The sequence below is a fragment of the Streptomyces sp. NBC_00986 genome, from assembly GCF_045162565.1.
GTDB lineage: Bacteria > Actinomycetota > Actinomycetes > Streptomycetales > Streptomycetaceae > Streptomyces.
This window is the reverse complement of sequence record NZ_CP108733.1, coordinates 126,421-145,277: the sequence shown is the minus strand read 5'-3', so window position 1 is coordinate 145,277 and position 18,857 is coordinate 126,421. Positions and strand designations below refer to the sequence as shown.

The following is an 18,857-nucleotide window of genomic DNA, read 5'->3' as shown; positions in this document are numbered from 1 at the left end:
TCATCGCATGGACAGGGAGACGGTGTGGACATCGACGTACTAGGTGGCCTGATGGTGCGGGTGAACGGGGTCTCGGTCACGCCCACCGCGCCGAAGCCTCGGCAGGTCCTGGCGCTGCTCGCGCTGCACGCCGACCGTGTAGTGCCCGTTCCCGTCCTGTTCGAGGAGGTCTGGGCGGGCCGCCCGCCGCGCAGTGCCCGGACGACACTGCAGACCTATGTGCTCCAGCTGCGCGAACTCATCGCGGCCGCCCTCGGGACCGATGAGCAGCACGACGGCGGACGGCTCGGCGCCAAGGACATCCTGATGACCACTCCCGGCGGCTACCTCCTGTCCCCCGGCGGCGGAACCAGTGACGTCCGGGAGTTCGAGCGGCTCGCGGGCACGGGCTACCGGGCGATGGACGCGGGGGATTTCGCGGGCGCCGCACGGCAGCTGCGTGAGGCCCTGGACCTGTGGTCGGAGAGTGCCTTCGCCGACGTACAGGCGGGGCCGCAGCTGCGGATGGAGGCCAAGCGGCTCGAGGAAAGCCGGCTGTGCGCCCTCGACCAGCGCATCGAGGCCGACCTGCGGCTCGGACGGCACCGCGAACTGCTTGCCGAACTCACCGTGCTGGTCAACCAGTACCGCACCCACGAGAGCCTGCACGCCCAGTTCATGCTCGCGCTGCAGCGCTCGGGACGGCGGGGCGAGGCGCTGGACGTCTACCAGCGGCTGCGGGGCACCCTCGTGCACGAGGCCGGCCTGGAGCCCTCCGCGGGACTGCGCCGGCTGCAGCGTTCGATGCTGGCCGCCGCCGCGGAGCCCCTCGCCCCGCCGACCGCGTCCGCGACGGGTACCGGTCCGGAACGGGAACGCGCGGCGGGCATCGGGTGGTGACAGGAGGCGGCCTCATGACCAGCGCCCCGCACACCGTGTCCGGCACGCCATCCCGGACCCGGGGATCCGGCTGGTTCACCGAGTTCACGGCCGTGCTGGCCGATGTCCTCGGGCTGCGGCCGGAGCAGATCGACCCCGGGCAGACCTTCCGGTCCCTGGGCCTCGACTCGATGCTCGCCATGGAGTTCGTGGCCGTGGTGAACGCCAGGTACGGCACCCGCATCGCGACCCCGGCGATCCTGGACCACCCGACGCCCTTCGCATTCGCCCACCACGTGGCGTGCGAAGCGGGTGTGCCGGGCCCGGCACCCGCGCCGGCGGCCGGCCCGCCCCTGGCCGCCGGCGCGGACCCGACCCCGGTCGTCGACGTGCTGCGGGAGCAGCTTGCCGGCATCCTGTGCTGCGACCCGTGGGACATCGGCGCCGCGACCACGTTCGACGCGCTGGGTCTCGACTCCCTGCTGGGCGCCGAGTTCGTGGCGGGCATCAACCGGCTCTACGGCCTCCAGGAGCGGGCCGCCGTGCTGTACGACCACCCCACCATCGGCGCGATGGCCGCCCGCATAGGCGCCCGGTCCGCCTCGGTGCCGGACTCCGCGACCGCGCAGGCCACCCGCCCGGCACCGGATCGCGAGGCGTCGCTCCGGGCGGTGCGTGACCACCGCCTCGGCGTCGACGAGGAGGGCCCCTCGCTGGCCGGCTCCGTCTGAACCGGTGCGGCCGGGGAGCCGGGCCGCACCGGCGGCAGGGCTCGAGCGGCTCTCCAGACGGCTCGGCGAAGCTCTGAGGCCGCACATCAAGGATCGCGAAGGAGGCCATGCCGTGCCCGAGAGCCCTCCCATGACGCTCTACTGCTTCGCCCACGCCGGTGCCGGCGTGTCGAGCTTCCACCGCTGGGGCGACCTTGCGGGACCCGGCCTCCGGGTCGTTCCGTTGATGCTGCCCGGGCGGGACAAGCGCCGTCGCGAGCCGAGGCTGACCGGACGGGACGAACTGCTCACCGAACTCCTCGGCCACATCACCGAACGCGATCCCGGCGACGGCCCGTTCGCCTTGTACGGGCACAGCCTGGGCGGCCTCGTCGCCCACACCCTCGCACGGGCGCTGGCCGACACGGCGTCGCCCCCGCCCGCGTTCGTCGCGGTGGGCGCCTCCCCGCCGCCCGACGCGCCGCCGCTTCTGCTGCACGCCGCCGACGCCGCCGACACCGAACTGGTCGAGGCGCTCTCCGCGGCGGGATTGCTGCCACCCGGGGGCGTCGGGGCGCCCGGCGGCGTGTGGTACCGCGCCGTACTGCCGGTCCTGCGGGACGATCTGCGGCTGGCGGACGCCCTGCGCCGGGCCGCCGTGGCCCCGGCCACCGGGGGAGCGCTGACCGTGCCGCTGCTCGCCGTCGCCGCAAGCGCGGACCGGTTGGCCCCGACCGGCGTGCTGGCCGGATGGCGGCGCTGGACCACCGGCCGCTTCGTCCAGCGCACCGTGCCCGGTGACCACTTCTTCGCCGGCGGCCGGGAACTGCCCCGTCTGATCGCGAGGGCCTGCCGGGTGGCCCGGCGCGCCGAGGCACAGGCCGCGGTTCGGACGTGAGCCGCACAGGGGCCCCGAGGACACGCGGTCCTTCCCGTGGCCCACAAAAAATGGGGGGGGGCTCCGGCGGGACTCCGGCGGGTCTTGAGGCGGGCGGCGCACTCTCGAGGCACGGTCGTCCGTGACGTGTGGACCTCGTAGCCGCGCCGGCAGGCGGGGGCGCCGTCCATGAGAGAAGGTGTTGGCGATGCCGAACAGGCGTGTTCACCACGTGCTGAACGCGATCGATGTGGCCGCACCGGCGGGTGTCGTGTACGGACTGATCGCGGACTCCGTCCGGTGGCCGCTGTTCTTCCCGCCGAGCATCCACGTGGAACGCCTCGATTTCGACGGGGTCAGGGAACGCCTGCGGATGTGGGTGACCGCCAACGGGCAGGTGAAATCGTGGACCTCGGACCGGGTCCTCGACGCGGCCCGGCGCACCGTCTCCTTCCGGCAGACACTGCCCGCGACGCCCGCGGCCTCGCTGGGCGGCGTCTGGACCGTGGAGGCGGCCGGCGCGGGCTCCTGCCGGCTGACCCTGCGGCACGAGTTCACGGCGGTCGACGACCGGGCCCAGGACGTGGCCTGGCTGGAACGGGCCATCAACGCCAACACCCGCTCCGAGCTCGAGCAGCTACGGTCGTTCGCGGAGCGCTGGACCGACCTCGACGCACTGACGCTGTCCTTCGAGGACTCCGTACGGGTCAAGGGCCCGGCCGAACTCGTCTACGACTTCCTGTACCGGGCCGCCGACTGGCCCGCCGTGGTTCCCCACGTCCACCGCGTCGATCTGGCCGAACCGCAGGCCGGCGTCCAGCAGATGACGATGGTGACCTCGACCGCCGCCGGCGTCGTGCACGGCATCGAGACGGTGCGGGTGTGCTTCCCGCACGCAGGGCGCATCGTCTACAAACAGGTCGTCTGCCCGAAGCTGGTGGCCGCGCACACCGGCGAGTGGTCGGTGGTGCCCGACGAGACGGGCGTCACCGTCGTCTCGCAGCACAGCGTCGTGCTGCGGGACGACGCCGAGCAGCGGGTGCTCGGCGCGGGCACCGATCTCGAACGGGCCCGCCGGACCGTCCGCGCCGAGCTGGGACGCAGCAGCGTCCAGCTCCTCGAACTGGCCCGAGAACACGCGAAGTCGGCGATTCATGTCCTGCGAAGCCGCCGGCCGGTCCTCGGCCAACTGTGAAATCTGCACGTCCGCGGGAGGCCGTCCGGCCAAGAAGGAACGTGCGGAGCATGAACGGTTTTGCGGGGCAACGACCGTACGTCCGCAGGAAGACCGGCTGATCCGGGCGATTCACCACGAGGCTGCCGTGCCGTCGGAGACCGACGCCACGGCAGCCTTTCGCATGGGGCACCGCCGCCTGGGTCGAGCATGCCTCCAGAACTCTTCCAGACCCTCTCCAGCATTCCCGTACAGGCTCTGAAGCGCGTGCGCGCAACAGGGCACGCGAGCAAGACGCCCGCCCGTGTGCCGAAGGAGCTGACCCAAGCCGCCATGGTCACCAATGCGCAGACCCTTCCCGTCAGGACCGCTGGAGAAGAGCACGCCACGACGGCCGCGCTGCACCGCGCCGCCCGGCTCGACGCACTGCTCGGCGACCCCTACGATCCTGCCAACCCGCACGGACTGAAGGCCCTGCTCGCCGCCGACAGCCGCCATGAACCCCCCGCCCGGACCGAACTCCTGCTCGCCGAAGCCGGTCTGGGCTCCGAGTTCGTCCCCGTCGCCCTCGGCGGCCGGCTCACCCGCGCCGACCTGCTGGCCAAGGTGCTGCGCCCGGTCTTCCGGCGGGATGTGATGCTCGGTTTCGGCTTCGGCGTCACCTCGCTCTTCGCGAGCTCCGCGGTGTGGGCCGCGGGCACCGAGACCCAGCGCCGGTCCATCGCCGACGTACTGCTCGGCGGCGGGCGCGCCACGATCCTGCACCACGAACTCGCCCACGCCAACGCCATCCTGCGCGAGGAGTTCACCGCCCGCACCGTACCGGGCGGCTACGCCCTCAGCGGCCGCAAGAGCGTCATCATCAACGCCGAACGGGCCGGTGCGTACGTCGTCTATGCCCGCACCGATCCGGCCCGCACCCCGCGCAGCCACTCCGTGCTGCTCCTCGATCCCGGGCAGCTCCCGCCCGACGGGGTGCGCCGGATGCCCCGGGTGATCGTGAACGGGGCGCGGGGCGGCCTCTTCTCCGGTCTGGAGTTCACCGACTGCGCCGTGCCGGGCGACGCGCTGGTCGGCCGGCCCGGCGAGGGTGTCGCCCTGGCGCTGCGCACCTTCCAGGTCAACCGCTGCCTGATCGCCTCCGTGGTCACCGCCGCCGCCGACACGGTGCTGCACTCCGCGGTGCGAGCCGCCACCACGGCTCGCAGCGGCCCGATCGCCCCTCGCTGCCGCAAGCCGCTCGCCGGAGTCTTCGCCGACCTGCTCGCCTGCGACAGCATGGCGACCGTCGCCCTGCGCTCGCTGAGCCTGATGCCGGACTGCGCCCATGTGCCGGCCGCCGCCGTCAAATATGTGGTGCCTGACCTGATCAGGGAGGACCTCGAGGAACTGGCCACCGTGCTCGGCTCCCGCGGCTACGAACACGGCAGCCCCGCATACGGGGCCCTCGACAAACTGATGCGTGACCTGCCGGGCGCCGGGCTCGGCCATGCCGGTACCGCCGCCTGCCAAGCGGTCATCGTGCCCCGGCTGCGCATCCTGGCCGAGCACTCCTGGTTCGCGGAAGAGGAGCCGCCGCCCCGGCTGTTCGACCGCAACGCCGAACTGCCCGACCTCGACTACGGGTTGCTCCAGATAGCCGACGGCGGAGACTTCCTGGCCGCGTCCCTGATCGGCTCGGCCGACCGGCTCAGCCGGGCGCGCGGCGTCGGAGGGCAACTGGGCGCGCTCAGCGAACTGGCCGAGGGGTTCGCCAACGAACTCCGTGCCCTGCGCGCCAAGTGCCGCGCACTGCCCGCGATCACCGCCAGGACACTCACGGACCCGGCCGTGTGCGTGCTGAGCGACCGGTACGCCCTGCTGCTCGCCGCCGCCGCGGTCCTGGGCGTGTGGGAGGGCCAGGACGGCACGTCCCCGTTCCTCGCGGCGCCCGCCTGGGCGGTGCTGGCCCTGTCCAGGATCGGTGAACGCCTCGGCATGCCGGTGCCCGAGCTGCCCGCCGGCTGCCTCGACCAGGTCCTGGAGGAACTCCTGCTGCGCCACCGCACCGGCCGCGGCTGCGACCTGGACGCGACGGAACTCGTGCAGTGACCAATCCGCCCCGTGCCCCGCGGGTCAAGGAGGAACCGATGGACGACACGGCGCGCATCAGCCCCTTCAGCCATGTCCCCGGACCAGACGGCCCGTGGCATACGGTGCGGGAGAGCATGCGGCTGAGGGGGAACGCCGTCGTGTACACCACATGGGGAGAATGGCTGCCCGCCGTCCTGGCCGACGCAGCGCTGCAGCCGCTGCTCGGCCGCGACTGGCAGCGCTACCGGCGCACCGCCGACCCCACGATCCGCTACCGCTTCGTCGCCTCCCGGCTGGCCGTCAAGTACACCGCGGCAGCGGCGCTCGGCGTCGAACCGGCCGACCTCGACCTCGCGTACAGGATCGCCGGCCGCCCCTATCTGCGGGGCCTGGGCCAGATCGATCTGAGCCTCACCCACACCGACGACCTGATCGCGGTGGGCATCAGCCGCAACGGCCGCATCGGTGTCGACGCCGAACCCATGGACCGCCGGATGCCGGTCGGACTCCTCAAGGACCAGATGTGCACCTTCGCTGAAAGGCGGGAACTGGCCGGACTCGACGAGCGGGAACAGGCGGCCGCCCTGCTGCGGCTGTGGACGCTGAAGGAGGCGTACACGAAAGCGCTCGGGCAGGGAATGCGCCTGGCTTTCACCCAGTTCGGGTTCGACCCGGGCGGCGGCGGGCTGCTCGCACCCGACGGCACTCCCGCGGCCCACGGCGAGTGGGCCTTCGCCACCCGCCCCGCACTGAGCCGCTATCTCATCAGCGTGGCCTGTCACGACGCGGGCCTCGACGCCTCACCCGACATCGCCGTCGCCACCATGCTCGACGAAGGATTCCTCGGCACGGTCGTGGAACTTCTGGGCGAGGCCCCGCTCGTCGACCGCGCCGGCTGAAGGCCAAACCGGTACGGACCGCGCCCCATCACATCCCACGCCGACGTGGGCTGTCTGCGGTCCTCAAGCGATCCTCATGCGGGTGGTCCTTCCATGGAGCTTCAGCCCGGTGGGACTCCGGCACCACGACCCTGGGCACGCACCGACGCCGAACTCGTACGCCCCGCCCGCAAGAACGCCCCGTCATCTCTGAACCACCGAGACTCTGGAGAGCCATGTCCCGCCGACTGTTCACCTCGGAATCCGTGACCGAGGGGCACCCCGACAAGATCGCCGACCAGATCAGCGACACCGTCCTCGACGCCCTCCTGCGCGAGGACCCCGCCTCCCGGGTCGCCGTCGAGACACTGATCACCACAGGTCAGGTACACATCGCGGGCGAGGTGACGACCACGGCGTACGCACCGATCGCCCGACTGGTGCGCGAGAAGATCCTGGAGATCGGCTACGACTCCTCGGCCAAGGGCTTCGACGGCGCCTCCTGCGGGGTCTCGGTGTCGATCGGCTCGCAGTCGCCGGACATCGCGCAGGGCGTCGACACCGCGTACGAGAAGCGGGTCGAGGGCGGGGAGAACGACGAGCTGGACCGGCAGGGGGCCGGCGACCAGGGCCTGATGTTCGGCTACGCCTCGGACGAGACCCCCAGTCTGATGCCGCTGCCGATCGAACTGGCCCACCGACTCTCACGGCGGCTGACCGAGGTACGCAAGGACGGCACCGTTCCCTACCTGCGTCCGGACGGCAAGACACAGGTCACCATCGAGTACGCGGGCAGCCGCCCCGTCCGGCTGGACACGGTCGTGGTCTCCTCGCAGCACGCGAGCGACATCGACCTGGACTCCCTGCTCACCCCGGACATCCGCCTGGAGGTGGTCGAACCGGTGCTTCGCGGGCTGGACGACGAGGGCATCAAACTGGACACCGAGGGCTACCGTCTGCTGGTCAACCCGACCGGTCGCTTCGAGATCGGCGGCCCGATGGGCGACGCCGGCCTCACCGGCCGCAAGATCATCATCGACACGTACGGCGGCATGGCCCGCCACGGCGGCGGCGCCTTCTCCGGCAAGGACCCCTCCAAGGTCGACCGCTCGGCCGCCTACGCGATGCGCTGGGTCGCCAAGAACGTCGTCGCCGCGGGCCTCGCCACGCGCTGCGAGGTCCAGGTCGCCTACGCCATCGGCAAGGCCGCGCCGGTCGGTCTGTTCGTGGAGACCTTCGGCACCGCGGTGGTGGCGCAGAGCGTCATCGAGCAGGCCATCAAGGACGTGTTCGACCTGAGGCCCGCCGCGATCATCCGAGACCTCGATCTGCTGCGACCCATCTACACCCAGACCGCCGCGTACGGCCACTTCGGCCGCGAACTCCCGGACTTCACCTGGGAGCGCACGGACCGCATCCAGCAGCTCAAGGCAGCGGTCGGACTCTGACCGGTCCACCCCCCTTCGACGGGAGCGTTCAGGTGCGTATTGCGGTGACAGGATCCATTGCCACGGACCATCTCATGGTCTTCCCCGGCCGGTTCACGGAGCAGCTGATCCCCGATCGGCTCGCTCAGATCTCGCTGTCCTTCCTGGTCGACGACCTGGAGGTACGGCGGGGCGGGGTCGCGGCGAACATCGCCTTCGGCCTGGGCGGTCTCGGACTGGCCCCCCTGCTGGTGGGGGCAGTGGGCGCGGACTTTGCGGACTACGAGGTCTGGCTCAAGGAACACCAGGTCGACACCGGCGCGGTCCGTGCGTCCCAACGGCGCCAGACCGCGCGCTTCACGTGCATCACGGATCAGGACGCCAACCAGATCGCCTCCTTCTACGCGGGAGCGATGGCGGAGGCCGCGGACATCGACCTCGCGGACGTGGTCGCCCGCGCCGGCGGCATCGACCTCGTCGTCGTTGCCCCGAACGACCCCGAGGCGATGCTGCGCCACACCCGGCAGGCCAGGGAACTCGGCATCCCGTTCGCGGCCGACCCCTCCCAGCAGTTGGCCCGGCTGACCGCAGAGCAGGTGCGCGAGCTGATCGACGGCGCCGCGTGGCTGTTCACCAATGAGTACGAGGCAGCACTCCTGCTGGAGCGCACCGGCCTCGGTCACCAGCAGGTCCTCGCCGCGGTCGGCACCTGGGTCACCACCCTCGGCGAGCGCGGGGCCCGCATCGCCCGGGCCGGTCTGCCGGACCTTGCCGTCCCCGCGCTCACGGGCGTACCTGTCACCGACCCGACCGGCGTCGGCGACGCCTTCCGCGCCGGCTTCCTCGCTGCCGTCAGCCACGGACTGCCCCCTGATGCCGCTGCCCGGATGGGCTGCACGCTGGCGGGTGCCGCGCTGGCGGAGGTGGGCTCGCAGTCCTACGAGACGGATTCGGTGCGGCTTCTCGCCGACGCGCGAGAGACCTACGGCGACGCCGCCGCACGTCAGCTCGCCCCGATGCTGGGGAACGTGTCATGACGAATGCCGACCGCGCGTCCGCGCTCCGCGAGGCCCTTGCCACCCGGGTGGTGGTGGCTGACGGAGCGATGGGCACGATGCTCCAGGCGCAGGACCCCACTCTGGACGACTTCCAGCAGCTGGAGGGCTGCAACGAGATCTTGAACGTCACCCGTCCGGACATCGTCCGCTCGGTGCATTCCGCGTACTTCGACGTGGGTGTGGACTGCGTGGAGACCAACACCTTCGGCGCGAACCTCAGTGCGCTGGGCGAGTACGACATCGCCGAACGCGTCGCCGAGCTGTCGCAGGCCGGTGCCCGTGCCGCCCGGGAGACGGCGGACGAGTACACGGCGCGGGACGGCCGCCAGCGCTGGGTGCTGGGCTCGATGGGGCCGGGTACCAAGTTGCCGACCCTCGGCCACACCACGTTCACCGCGATTCGGGACGCCTACCAGCAGAATGCCGAGGGCCTGCTCGCGGGTGGCGCCGACGCCCTGATCGTGGAGACCACGCAGGACCTGTTGCAGACCAAGTCGTCGATCCTGGGCGCCCGTCGTGCGATGGAGATCGCCGGGTACGAGGTGCCGCTGATCGTGTCGGTGACTGTCGAGACGACCGGCACGATGCTCCTGGGTTCCGAGATCGGCGCCGCGCTCACCGCGCTGGAGCCGCTCGGCATCGACATGATCGGCCTGAACTGCGCGACGGGCCCGGCCGAGATGAGCGAGCACCTGCGCTATCTGGCCCGCCACTCCCGTGTCCGGCTGTCGTGCATGCCGAACGCGGGCCTGCCCATCCTCACCTCGGACGGTGCCCACTACCCGCTGACCGCGCCCGAACTCGCCGACGCGCAGGAGAATTTCGTCCGCGACTACGGCCTGAGCCTGGTCGGCGGCTGCTGCGGCACCACCCCCGAGCACCTGCGCCGGCTCGTCGAGCGGGTCCGTGAGGCCGCGCCCACCGAGCGTCACCCGCAGCCCGAGCCGGGCGCCGCCTCCCTCTACCAGACGGTCCCGTTCCGCCAGGACACCGCCTACATGGCGATCGGCGAGCGCACGAACGCCAACGGCTCGAAGAAGTTCCGCGAGGCCATGCTGGACGGCCGCTGGGACGACTGCGTGGAGATGGCCCGTGACCAGATCCGCGAGGGCGCCCACATGCTGGACCTCTGCGTGGACTACGTGGGCCGTGACGGGGTCGCCGACATGGAGGAACTCGCCGGCCGCTTCGCCACCGCCTCCACCCTCCCCATCGTCCTGGACTCCACCGAAGTCCCGGTCATCCGGGCCGGGTTGGAGAAGCTCGGCGGCCGCGCGGTCATCAACTCCGTCAACTACGAGGACGGCGACGGCCCCGAGTCCCGTTTCGCGAAGGTCACCAAGCTCGCCCAGGAGCACGGCGCCGCGCTCATCGCGCTGACCATCGACGAGGAGGGCCAGGCGCGCACCCCGGAGCACAAGGTCGCCATCGCCGAGCGGCTGATCGGGGACCTGACGGCGAACTGGGGCATCCACGAGTCGGACATCCTCATCGACACCCTGACCTTCACCATCTGCACCGGCCAGGAGGAGTCCCGCGGCGACGGCATCGCCACCATCGAGGCGATCCGCCGCCTCAAGGCCGCCCACCCCGACGTCCAGACCACGCTGGGCCTCTCGAACATCTCCTTCGGCCTCAACCCGGCCGCCCGCGTCCTGCTCAACTCCGTCTTCCTCGACGAGTGCGTCAAGGCGGGCCTGGACTCGGCGATCGTGCACGCCTCGAAGATCCTGCCGATCGCCCGCTTCACCGAGGAGGAGGTGAAGACGGCCCTCGACCTGGTCTACGACCGCCGCGCGGAGGGCTACGACCCGCTGCAGAAGCTGATGGCCCTCTTCGAGGGCGCCACCACGAAGTCCCGGACGGCGGGCCGGGCCGAGGAGCTGGCCGCGCTCCCGCTGGAGGAGCGGCTCAAGCGGCGGATCATCGACGGCGAGAAGAACGGCCTGGAGGCCGACCTCGCCGCCGCGCTGGAGACCCGCCCGGCCCTGGACATCGTCAACGCGACGCTCCTGGACGGCATGAAGGTCGTCGGCGAGCTGTTCGGCTCCGGGCAGATGCAGCTGCCGTTCGTGCTCCAGTCCGCCGAGGTGATGAAGACCGCGGTCGCCTATCTGGAGCCGCACATGGAGAAGTCGGACGCGGAGGGCAAGGGCACCATCGTGCTGGCCACGGTGCGCGGCGACGTCCACGACATCGGCAAGAACCTCGTCGACATCATCCTGTCCAACAACGGCTACACCGTCGTCAACCTCGGCATCAAGCAGCCGGTCTCCGCGATCCTGGAGGCCGCCGAGGAGCACCGCGCCGATGTCATCGGCATGTCGGGCCTCCTGGTCAAGTCCACGGTGATCATGAAGGAGAACCTCCAGGAGCTCAACCAGCGCAGGATGGCCGCCGATTACCCGGTCATCCTGGGCGGCGCCGCGCTGACGAGGGCCTACGTCGAGCAGGACCTGCACGAGATCTACGAGGGCGAAGTCCGTTACGCCCGGGACGCGTTCGAGGGGCTGCGCCTGATGGACGCCCTGATCGGTGTCAAGCGGGGCGTGCCCGGGGCGAAGCTGCCCGAGCTGAAGCAGCGCCGGGTGCGGGCGACGGCGGCCGTCTCAGAGGCCGAGGAGCGTCCCGAGGAGGGCCACGTCCGCTCCGACGTCGCCGTCGACAACCCGGTCCCCACTCCGCCGTTCCGCGGCACCCGGGTCGTCAAGGGCATCCAGCTCAAGGAGTACGCGTCCTGGCTGGACGAGGGCGCCCTCTTCAAGGGCCAGTGGGGCCTCAAGCAGGCCCGCACCGGCGACGGCCCGACGTACGAGGAACTCGTGGAGACCGAGGGCCGCCCGCGTCTGCGCGGTCTCCTGGACAGGCTCCAGACCGACAACCTCCTCGAAGCGGCCGTGGTCTACGGCTACTTCCCCTGTGTGTCCAAGGACGACGACCTGATCATCCTGGACGAGCAGGGCAACGAGCGCACCCGCTTCACGTTCCCGCGCCAGCGCCGCGGCCGGCGTCTGTGCCTGGCCGACTTCTTCCGCCCGGAGGAGTCCGGCGAGACCGATGTGGTCGGCTTCCAGATCGTCACGATGGGCAACCGCATCGGCGAGGAGACCGCGAAGCTCTTCGAGGCGAACTCCTACCGCGACTACCTCGAACTGCACGGCCTGTCCGTCCAGTTGGCCGAGGCACTCGCCGAGTACTGGCACGCGCGCGTGCGCTCCGAACTCGGCTTCGCCGGCGAGGACCCGGATTCGCTGGATGCGATGTTCCATACGGAGTACCAGGGCTGCCGCTATTCGCTGGGCTACCCGGCCTGCCCCGACCTCGCGGACCGGGCCAAGATCGCCGACCTGCTCCAGCCGGAACGCATCGGCGTCCACCTCTCCGAGGAGTTCCAGCTGCACCCCGAGCAGTCCACGGACGCGATCGTCGTTCACCACCCCGAGGCCGGCTACTTCAACGCGGGAGGACGAGCATGACGACTTTCTCCTTCGAGTTCTTCCCGCCGAAGACCGAGAAGGGCGAGCGCGCCCTCTGGGACGCGATCCGCCGGGTGGAGCCGCTCTGCCCCCACTTCGTGTCCGTCACCTACGGAGCGGGCGGCTCCTCCCGCGACCGGACCATCGCCGTCACCCGCCGTATCGCCTCCGAGACAACTCTGCGGCCCGTCGCCCACCTCACCGCCGTCGGCCACTCGGCGGCCGAACTGCGTCACATCGTCGGCCAGTACGCCGATGCGGGCATCCGCGACGTCCTCGCCCTGCGCGGTGACCCGCCCGGCGCCCCCAACGCTCCCTGGATCCCTCATCCGCAGGGATTCACATACGCCGGAGAGCTCGTCGAACTGGTGCGGTCCCTGGGCGACTTCACCATCGGGGTGGCGGCTTTCCCCGAACGGCACCCGCGCTCACCGGACTGGGAGAGCGACATCCGGCACTTCGTCGCCAAGTGCCGAGCGGGCGCCGACTACGCCGTCACCCAGATGTTCTTCCACGTGGAGGACTATCTGCGGCTGCGTGACCGGGTGTCCGCGGCGGGCTGCGACATCCCGATCATCCCGGAGATCATGCCCGCCACCGACGTACGCCAGATCCGCCGCTTCGCCGAACTGTCCGGCGCCGCCTTCCCCGAGGCACTGGCGCACCGGCTGGAGGCCGCGCGCGACAACCCCGCCGAGGGCCACCGCATCGGCGTCGAACACGCCACGGCCATGGCCGACCGGCTGCTCGCCGAAGGGGCGCCCGGGCTGCACTACATCACCCTCAACCGGTCCACCGCCGCCCTCGACATCCACCGCAACCTCCAGACCTCTAGGAGCTTCAGTGCCCGCTGACTTCACGGACTTCAAGGTCGCCGATCTCTCCCTGGCCGAGTTCGGCCGCAAGGAGATCACCCTCGCCGAGCACGAGATGCCCGGCCTGATGTCGATCCGCCGCGAGTTCGCCGCCGGCCGGCCGCTGGCCGGCGCCCGGATCATGGGCTCGCTGCACATGACCGTGCAGACCGCCGTTCTCATCGAGACCCTGGTCGCGCTGGGCGCCGAGGTCCGGTGGGTGTCCTGCAACATCTTCTCCACCCAGGACCACGCGGCCGCCGCCGTCGCGGTCGGCCCGGACGGCACGCCCGGGAACCCCCAGGGCATCCCGGTCTTCGCCTGGAAGGGCGAGACTCTGGAGGAGTACTGGTGGTGCACGGAGCAGGCGCTGACCTGGCCGAACACTCCCACCGGCGGTCCGAACATGATCCTGGACGACGGTGGCGACGCCACGATGCTTGTCCACAAGGGCGTCGAGTACGAGAAGGACGGCAAGGTCCCCTCCCTCGACACCGCCGAGTCCGACGAGCACCGCGTCGTCCTCCAGGTCCTGCAGCGCACCATCTCCGAGGGCTCGCAGAAGTGGACCCGGCTCGCCTCGGAGATCCGTGGCGTGACCGAGGAGACCACGACCGGTGTGCACCGTCTCTACGAGATGCACCGTGACGGCACCCTCCTGTTCCCGGCGATCAACGTGAACGACGCGGTCACCAAGTCGAAGTTCGACAACAAGTACGGCTGCCGTCATTCCCTGATCGACGGCATCAACCGTGCCACCGATGTCCTCATCGGCGGCAAGACCGCGGTCGTCTGCGGCTACGGCGATGTGGGCAAGGGCTGTGCGGAGTCGCTGCGCGGGCAGGGTGCCCGTGTGATCGTCACCGAGATCGACCCGATCTGTGCGCTGCAGGCGGCGATGGACGGCTATCAGGTCACGACGCTGGACGAGGTCGTCGACAAGGCCGACATCTTCGTGACCACGACCGGGAACAAGGACATCATCATGGCCGCGGACATGGCCAGGATGAAGCACCAGGCGATCGTCGGGAACATCGGTCACTTCGACAACGAGATCGACATGGCCGGTCTCGCGCAGATCCCGGGCATCGTCAAGGACGAGGTCAAGCCGCAGGTCCACACCTGGACGTTCCCCGACGGCAAGGTCCTCATCGTGCTGTCCGAGGGCCGTCTGCTGAACCTGGGCAACGCCACCGGCCACCCCTCGTTCGTGATGTCCAACTCGTTCGCGGACCAGACCCTGGCCCAGATCGAGCTGTTCACCAAGCCCGAGGAGTACCCGACCGACGTCTACGTGCTGCCCAAGCACCTCGACGAGAAGGTCGCCCGTCTGCACCTGGACGCGCTCGGCGTGAAGCTGACCACGCTCCGCCCCGAGCAGGCGTCGTACATCGGCGTCGAGGTCGAGGGCCCGTACAAGTCGCACCACTACCGCTACTGAGCACTGCCACCGAGGCCGGGCCGGCCGGGACGCCGGCTTGGCCCGGTCCCGACCGCAGGAGGACCACGTGCACAACAACGAGACGTACCCGGTGCACCGTCCCGACCAGTCCGACCCCCCGGCCGTGGTCGCCTTCCCCGTGACCGCAGCCCCGCCGCTGCGTCTGGCCGGTGTCGACGAGGACGACACGGCAGAGCCGAACATCGTCCGTGGCATCGACTGACGTGCCCCTCCGGCACGCGACGACCCGGTCCCGAGGAGGACTTGAGAGATGCGGCCCATCATCACCGGTATGAAGGCACTGGTCCTGTCCGGAGGCTCGGGCACCCGTCTGCGGCCCATCACCCACACCGCGCCCAAGCAGCTGGTGCCGGTGGCGAACAAACCTGTTCTCTACTACGTGCTGGAGGACATCGCACAGGCCGGTGTCACCGAGGTCGGGATCGTGGTGGGGGAGTCGGCCCGGGAGATCCAGGAAGCCGTCGGCGACGGCTCCCGTTTCGGCCTTCAAGTCACCTATATACGCCAGGAGGCACCGCTCGGCCTCGCCCACGCGGTCCTGATCGCACGGGAGTTCCTCGGCGACGACGACTTCGTCATGTACCTGGGTGACAACTTCGTCGTCGGCGGCATCGCCGATCTGGTGAGGGAGTTCCGCACCCAGCGTCCGGATGCCCAGATCCTGCTCACCCGGGTTCCCGACCCGGCCGCCTTCGGCGTCGCCGAACTGGGCGCCGACGGCCAGGTCGTGAGCCTGGAGGAGAAACCGCAGCAGCCCAGGAGCGACCTCGCACTGGTCGGCGTCTACCTCTTCTCTCCGGCCGTGCACGAGGCCGTGCGGTCCATCAAACCCTCTTGGCGGGGCGAGCTGGAGATCACCCACGCCCTCCAGTGGCTCATCGACGAGCACCGTGACGTGCGGTCCACGACGATCCACGGCTACTGGAAGGACACCGGGAACGTCACTGACATGCTCGAGGTCAACCGGACCGCGCTGGAAACCGTCGAAGCGCGCACCCACGGCGTGGTGGACACGGACAGCGAGGTCATCGGCCGGGTCAGGATCGAGGCCGGTGCCCGGATTCGGGGCTCGCGCATCGTCGGCCCCGCCGTCATCGGCACCGGGACGCTGGTCAGCGGCTCGTACATCGGCCCCTACACCTCCATCGGTGACAACTGCCGGGTGGAGAACGGCGAGATCGAGTTCTCGATCATGCTGTCCGACTCGCGCCTCGAGGGAGTGGGCCGCGTCCACGGCTCTCTCATCGGCCGCAACGTGACGGTGACCCCCGCACTGCACATACCCTCCACCAACCGGCTGATCCTCGGTGACCACAGCGAAGTGCAGATCGCGTCCTGACGCCCGCCGGGCGCCACCCCGAACCGCCGACATCCCGGACGGAGTGCGTTCTTGAGGTCCCCCATCGACTCCTTCGCTCCTCCTGCCCGGGTGGCGGTCCTCGGCGCCACCGGCTGCGTGGGCCGCCATCTGTGCACGGCGTTCGCCGCCAGGGGCAGCGACGTACTGGCCGTGGCCCGCAGACCGGCACAGCACCTCGCCGCGCACCGGTTCGAACCACTGGACCTCGCCGCCACGGACCCCGAGCGGCTCGCCGGCCTCCTCGCGGCCCGCAGAACCGACGTCGTGGTCAACGCGACCCTCGGCTGGGGCGACGACCTGCTCGCCGTGAACGTCGGGCTGGTCGAGCGGTTGCTGGAGGCGCTGCGCCTGATGCCGGCACCCCAGCGCCCCCGGCTGGTGCAGCTCGGCACCATCCACGAGTACGGCCCGTGTCCGTACGGCACGTCCGTGACCGAGCGGACCCGCCCCGAGCCGCAGGCCCCCTACCCACGCGCCAAGCTCACCGCCTCCAGACTGGTCCTGGACGCGGTGCAGGACGGCACCGTCGACGCCACGGTGCTGCGCATGGCCAACACCATCGGCCCGCACCCGGCCCGGCAGAGCTTCCTCGGGTCCCTCGCGTTCCGGCTCGCCGAAGCCGGCCCCGACACCCGGATCGAACTGACCGTCGCGGACGCCCGCCGTGACTACGTCGACGTGCGCGACGCCGCCGACGCGGTCGTCCGGTCGGCGTGCCGCCCGCGCCCGGCGCGGCACGACGCCCTCGGGCCGGTGGTCAACGTCGGCCGGGGAGAAGCCCCGGAGATCGCCGGACTGGTACGCACACTGGTCGCGGCCACAGGGCTGCCGCCCGAGGTCGTCCGTACCCGGCGCGGCGAGATCGTCGGCCAGGGCGGCGACTGGATCATGGTTGATCCCTCCCGCGCCCGGCGGCTGCTCGGCTGGCGCCCGCGGTACGGCATCGAGGCGTCCGTGCGGGCGATGTGGGACACCGTGCGCACGGACGCCGTCGCCGGCGGTGCCGGCTGAGCGCCGGCCCGCCGCTACGCGACCGCCGGCAGGAGCAGCCGGTCGGGCTCGAAGGCCGTCGCTGCGCGCTGCGCGTCGGCGGGCAGGAAACCGAGGAGGGTCAGCAGACTGCGCGCCTCCACGTTGAGGTGGCTGCCGAAGCGGACGAAATCCATCAGCTGACGCACCGTCATCCAGGCGAATTCCGGCGGTACCTCCAGCGGGAAGTCCTCGTCCACCTCGATGAGCAGGTAGCGGCTGTGCGCGTGGTAGAAGCGACCGCCTTCCTCGGACTGCAGGGCGTCGAAGCGGATCTGCCTCGCCGATGCCGACAGCACCTCGTCGAGGAACGCCGGCCGTCCGGCCCGCAGTCCCGCGTAGTCCGCCGGCTGGCACTGCACGGTGGGCGCCATCTCGATGCGGTCCAGCGCACCGGTTTCCACCCGGGTCTGCACCAGCAGATGCAACACTCCGGCCACCCGGCGGACCAGGAAGGCGATCACGCCTCGGCTGCGGGGCGCGAACATGGGCTGCGTCCAGCCGGCCACCTCACGGCTGGGAGCCTCGGCCGCCACGCCGAGGACGGTGAAGTGCCGTCCCTCGTCGTGGGCGATCACCCCGTCCGCGGCCGACCAGTCACGCACCTCGGACAACGGGATGAGGCGACGCGACAGGGTTGCCCGGCCCTTGGCCTCGGTGAACCAGCTCAGCAGATCGGTCGTGTCGTGCAACGAACGGGCCTGCGGACGAAGAGAGTCCACCAGAGCCGCCGAGAAACTGCCGTCCTCGCCGGCGGCGGGGCGGGGTCGCAGGGCCACCGCACCGGACAGCACGGTACGGGTGTCCATGTTCACCAGATCGTCGATCTGCAGCAGTTCGGCGATCTGGTCGAACGACAGCCAGCAGAAGTCGTCCAGGACGGGCACGTCCTCGTCGGTCAGAACGATCATGTTGCGGTTGCGTTTGGCGAGGAACCAGGACGCCTGCTCCGACTGGAGCGCGTCGAACAGCACACGTCCCGTGCGTGGCGCGACGAAGTGTTCGAGGTAGGCCACCGGACGGCCGCCGTGCACCCGTGTGTAGTTGCTCTTCGTGGCCTGGACCGTCGGCGACAGCTGCACCAGATTGATGTTGCCCGGCTCCATCTTCGCCTGCAGCAGGCAGTGCGGCACCCCGTCGAACTCCTTCACCAGGATCCCTAGGATGCCGTGTTCCGGCTGGACGATCACGGGCTGCTGCCAGGCGTCGACGGCGCGGCCCGAATCCGTCACGTCCAGGCCCTGGACGGAGAAGAACCGTCCACTGCGGTGTGTGAGGTTTCCCGAGTCCTTCTCCACCGACCAGCCGTCCAGACGGTCCAGCGGAACCTTGGTGACCTTGTAGGAGTTGACGCGGCACCGCTGCGTGAACCAGTCGTGGAACTCTGCCGTGTCGGAGAACATGTGAGGACCTCTCTGCTGGGGGATCTTCCAGGACTCAAGCCCGGAGCGAGGGGCGTCAGCCGAGAATGCCCAGGGCCGCCCGATCGCGCGGGCACCGGGTCGTGTCCGATGGACCGCGGTCCATCTCACTCTCAGGGAAGCGGCTCGACGCCACCTCGACCCGGGAACGAGCCGCCGTGGACCGGATCACCGCCCGTCCTTCGCCGTGCACCGACGCA

At 70.6% G+C, this 18,857-nt stretch carries 15 protein-coding genes; 14 read left to right on the top strand and 1 reads right to left on the bottom strand.

Annotated elements, in window-relative coordinates:
- Positions 1-24: 24 nt before the first annotated feature.
- From OG504_RS00470 to OG504_RS00405, 14 genes are all read left to right on the top strand, one after another.
- Positions 25-879 carry a BTAD domain-containing putative transcriptional regulator gene (locus OG504_RS00470; RefSeq protein WP_405987833.1) on the top strand — a complete coding sequence of 285 codons (855 nt, stop codon included), beginning with the start codon at positions 25-27 and terminating at the stop codon, positions 877-879.
- 14 nt (positions 880-893) lie between these two features.
- The gene (locus OG504_RS00465) at positions 894-1,589 is read left to right on the top strand and encodes a phosphopantetheine-binding protein (RefSeq protein ID WP_405987832.1); all 696 of its coding nucleotides are present in this window, start codon (positions 894-896) and stop codon (positions 1,587-1,589) included.
- Between the two features lie 112 nt (positions 1,590-1,701).
- Positions 1,702-2,466, top strand: a complete 765-nt coding sequence (locus OG504_RS00460; RefSeq protein ID WP_405987831.1) for a thioesterase II family protein — start codon at positions 1,702-1,704, stop codon at positions 2,464-2,466.
- Positions 2,467-2,653: 187 nt separating this feature from the next.
- Positions 2,654-3,640, top strand: coding sequence for an aromatase/cyclase (locus OG504_RS00455; RefSeq protein ID WP_405987830.1), 987 nt, complete (start codon positions 2,654-2,656; stop codon positions 3,638-3,640).
- Positions 3,641-3,829: 189 nt separating this feature from the next.
- Entirely contained in the window at positions 3,830-5,710 is a 1,881-nt protein-coding gene (locus tag OG504_RS00450) for an acyl-CoA dehydrogenase (RefSeq protein ID WP_405987829.1), read from the top strand.
- Positions 5,711-5,748: 38 nt separating this feature from the next.
- Positions 5,749-6,591: a 4'-phosphopantetheinyl transferase family protein gene (locus tag OG504_RS00445; protein WP_405987828.1), complete on the top strand. Its 843-nt coding sequence runs from the start codon at positions 5,749-5,751 to the stop codon at positions 6,589-6,591.
- A 215-nt stretch (positions 6,592-6,806) separates the two neighbouring features.
- Entirely contained in the window at positions 6,807-8,018 is a 1,212-nt protein-coding gene (gene metK, locus OG504_RS00440) for a methionine adenosyltransferase (RefSeq protein WP_405987827.1), read from the top strand.
- Positions 8,019-8,050: 32 nt separating this feature from the next.
- On the top strand, positions 8,051-9,034 hold the full coding sequence (locus OG504_RS00435) for a carbohydrate kinase family protein (RefSeq protein WP_405987826.1): 984 nt from the start codon (positions 8,051-8,053) through the stop codon (positions 9,032-9,034).
- The gene (gene metH, locus OG504_RS00430) at positions 9,031-12,531 is read left to right on the top strand and encodes a methionine synthase (RefSeq protein ID WP_405987825.1); all 3,501 of its coding nucleotides are present in this window, start codon (positions 9,031-9,033) and stop codon (positions 12,529-12,531) included. Before OG504_RS00435 ends, metH begins: the two co-directional genes overlap by 4 nt.
- Positions 12,528-13,385 carry a methylenetetrahydrofolate reductase [NAD(P)H] gene (gene metF / locus OG504_RS00425; RefSeq protein ID WP_405987824.1) on the top strand — a complete coding sequence of 286 codons (858 nt, stop codon included), beginning with the start codon at positions 12,528-12,530 and terminating at the stop codon, positions 13,383-13,385. Before metH ends, metF begins: the two co-directional genes overlap by 4 nt.
- Positions 13,375-14,826: an adenosylhomocysteinase gene (gene ahcY / locus OG504_RS00420; protein WP_405987823.1), complete on the top strand. Its 1,452-nt coding sequence runs from the start codon at positions 13,375-13,377 to the stop codon at positions 14,824-14,826. The genes metF and ahcY overlap by 11 nt, the downstream gene beginning before the upstream one ends.
- 67 nt (positions 14,827-14,893) lie before the next feature.
- Positions 14,894-15,049, top strand: coding sequence for a hypothetical protein (locus OG504_RS00415; RefSeq protein ID WP_405987822.1), 156 nt, complete (start codon positions 14,894-14,896; stop codon positions 15,047-15,049).
- 69 nt (positions 15,050-15,118) lie between these two features.
- Positions 15,119-16,186 (top strand): glucose-1-phosphate thymidylyltransferase, encoded by a 1,068-nt coding sequence (locus OG504_RS00410; RefSeq protein ID WP_405996222.1) that lies wholly within the window; start codon positions 15,119-15,121, stop codon positions 16,184-16,186.
- 51 nt (positions 16,187-16,237) lie between these two features.
- Positions 16,238-17,218 (top strand): NAD-dependent epimerase/dehydratase family protein, encoded by a 981-nt coding sequence (locus OG504_RS00405; RefSeq protein ID WP_405987821.1) that lies wholly within the window; start codon positions 16,238-16,240, stop codon positions 17,216-17,218.
- Positions 17,219-17,232: 14 nt separating this feature from the next.
- On the opposite strand, the gene OG504_RS00400 is transcribed toward OG504_RS00405, so the two are convergent.
- A complete protein-coding gene (locus tag OG504_RS00400) occupies positions 17,233-18,639 on the bottom strand; it encodes an NDP-hexose 2,3-dehydratase family protein (RefSeq protein ID WP_405987820.1) in 1,407 nt (468 codons plus the stop codon).
- Between the last annotated feature and the right edge of the window lie 218 nt (positions 18,640-18,857).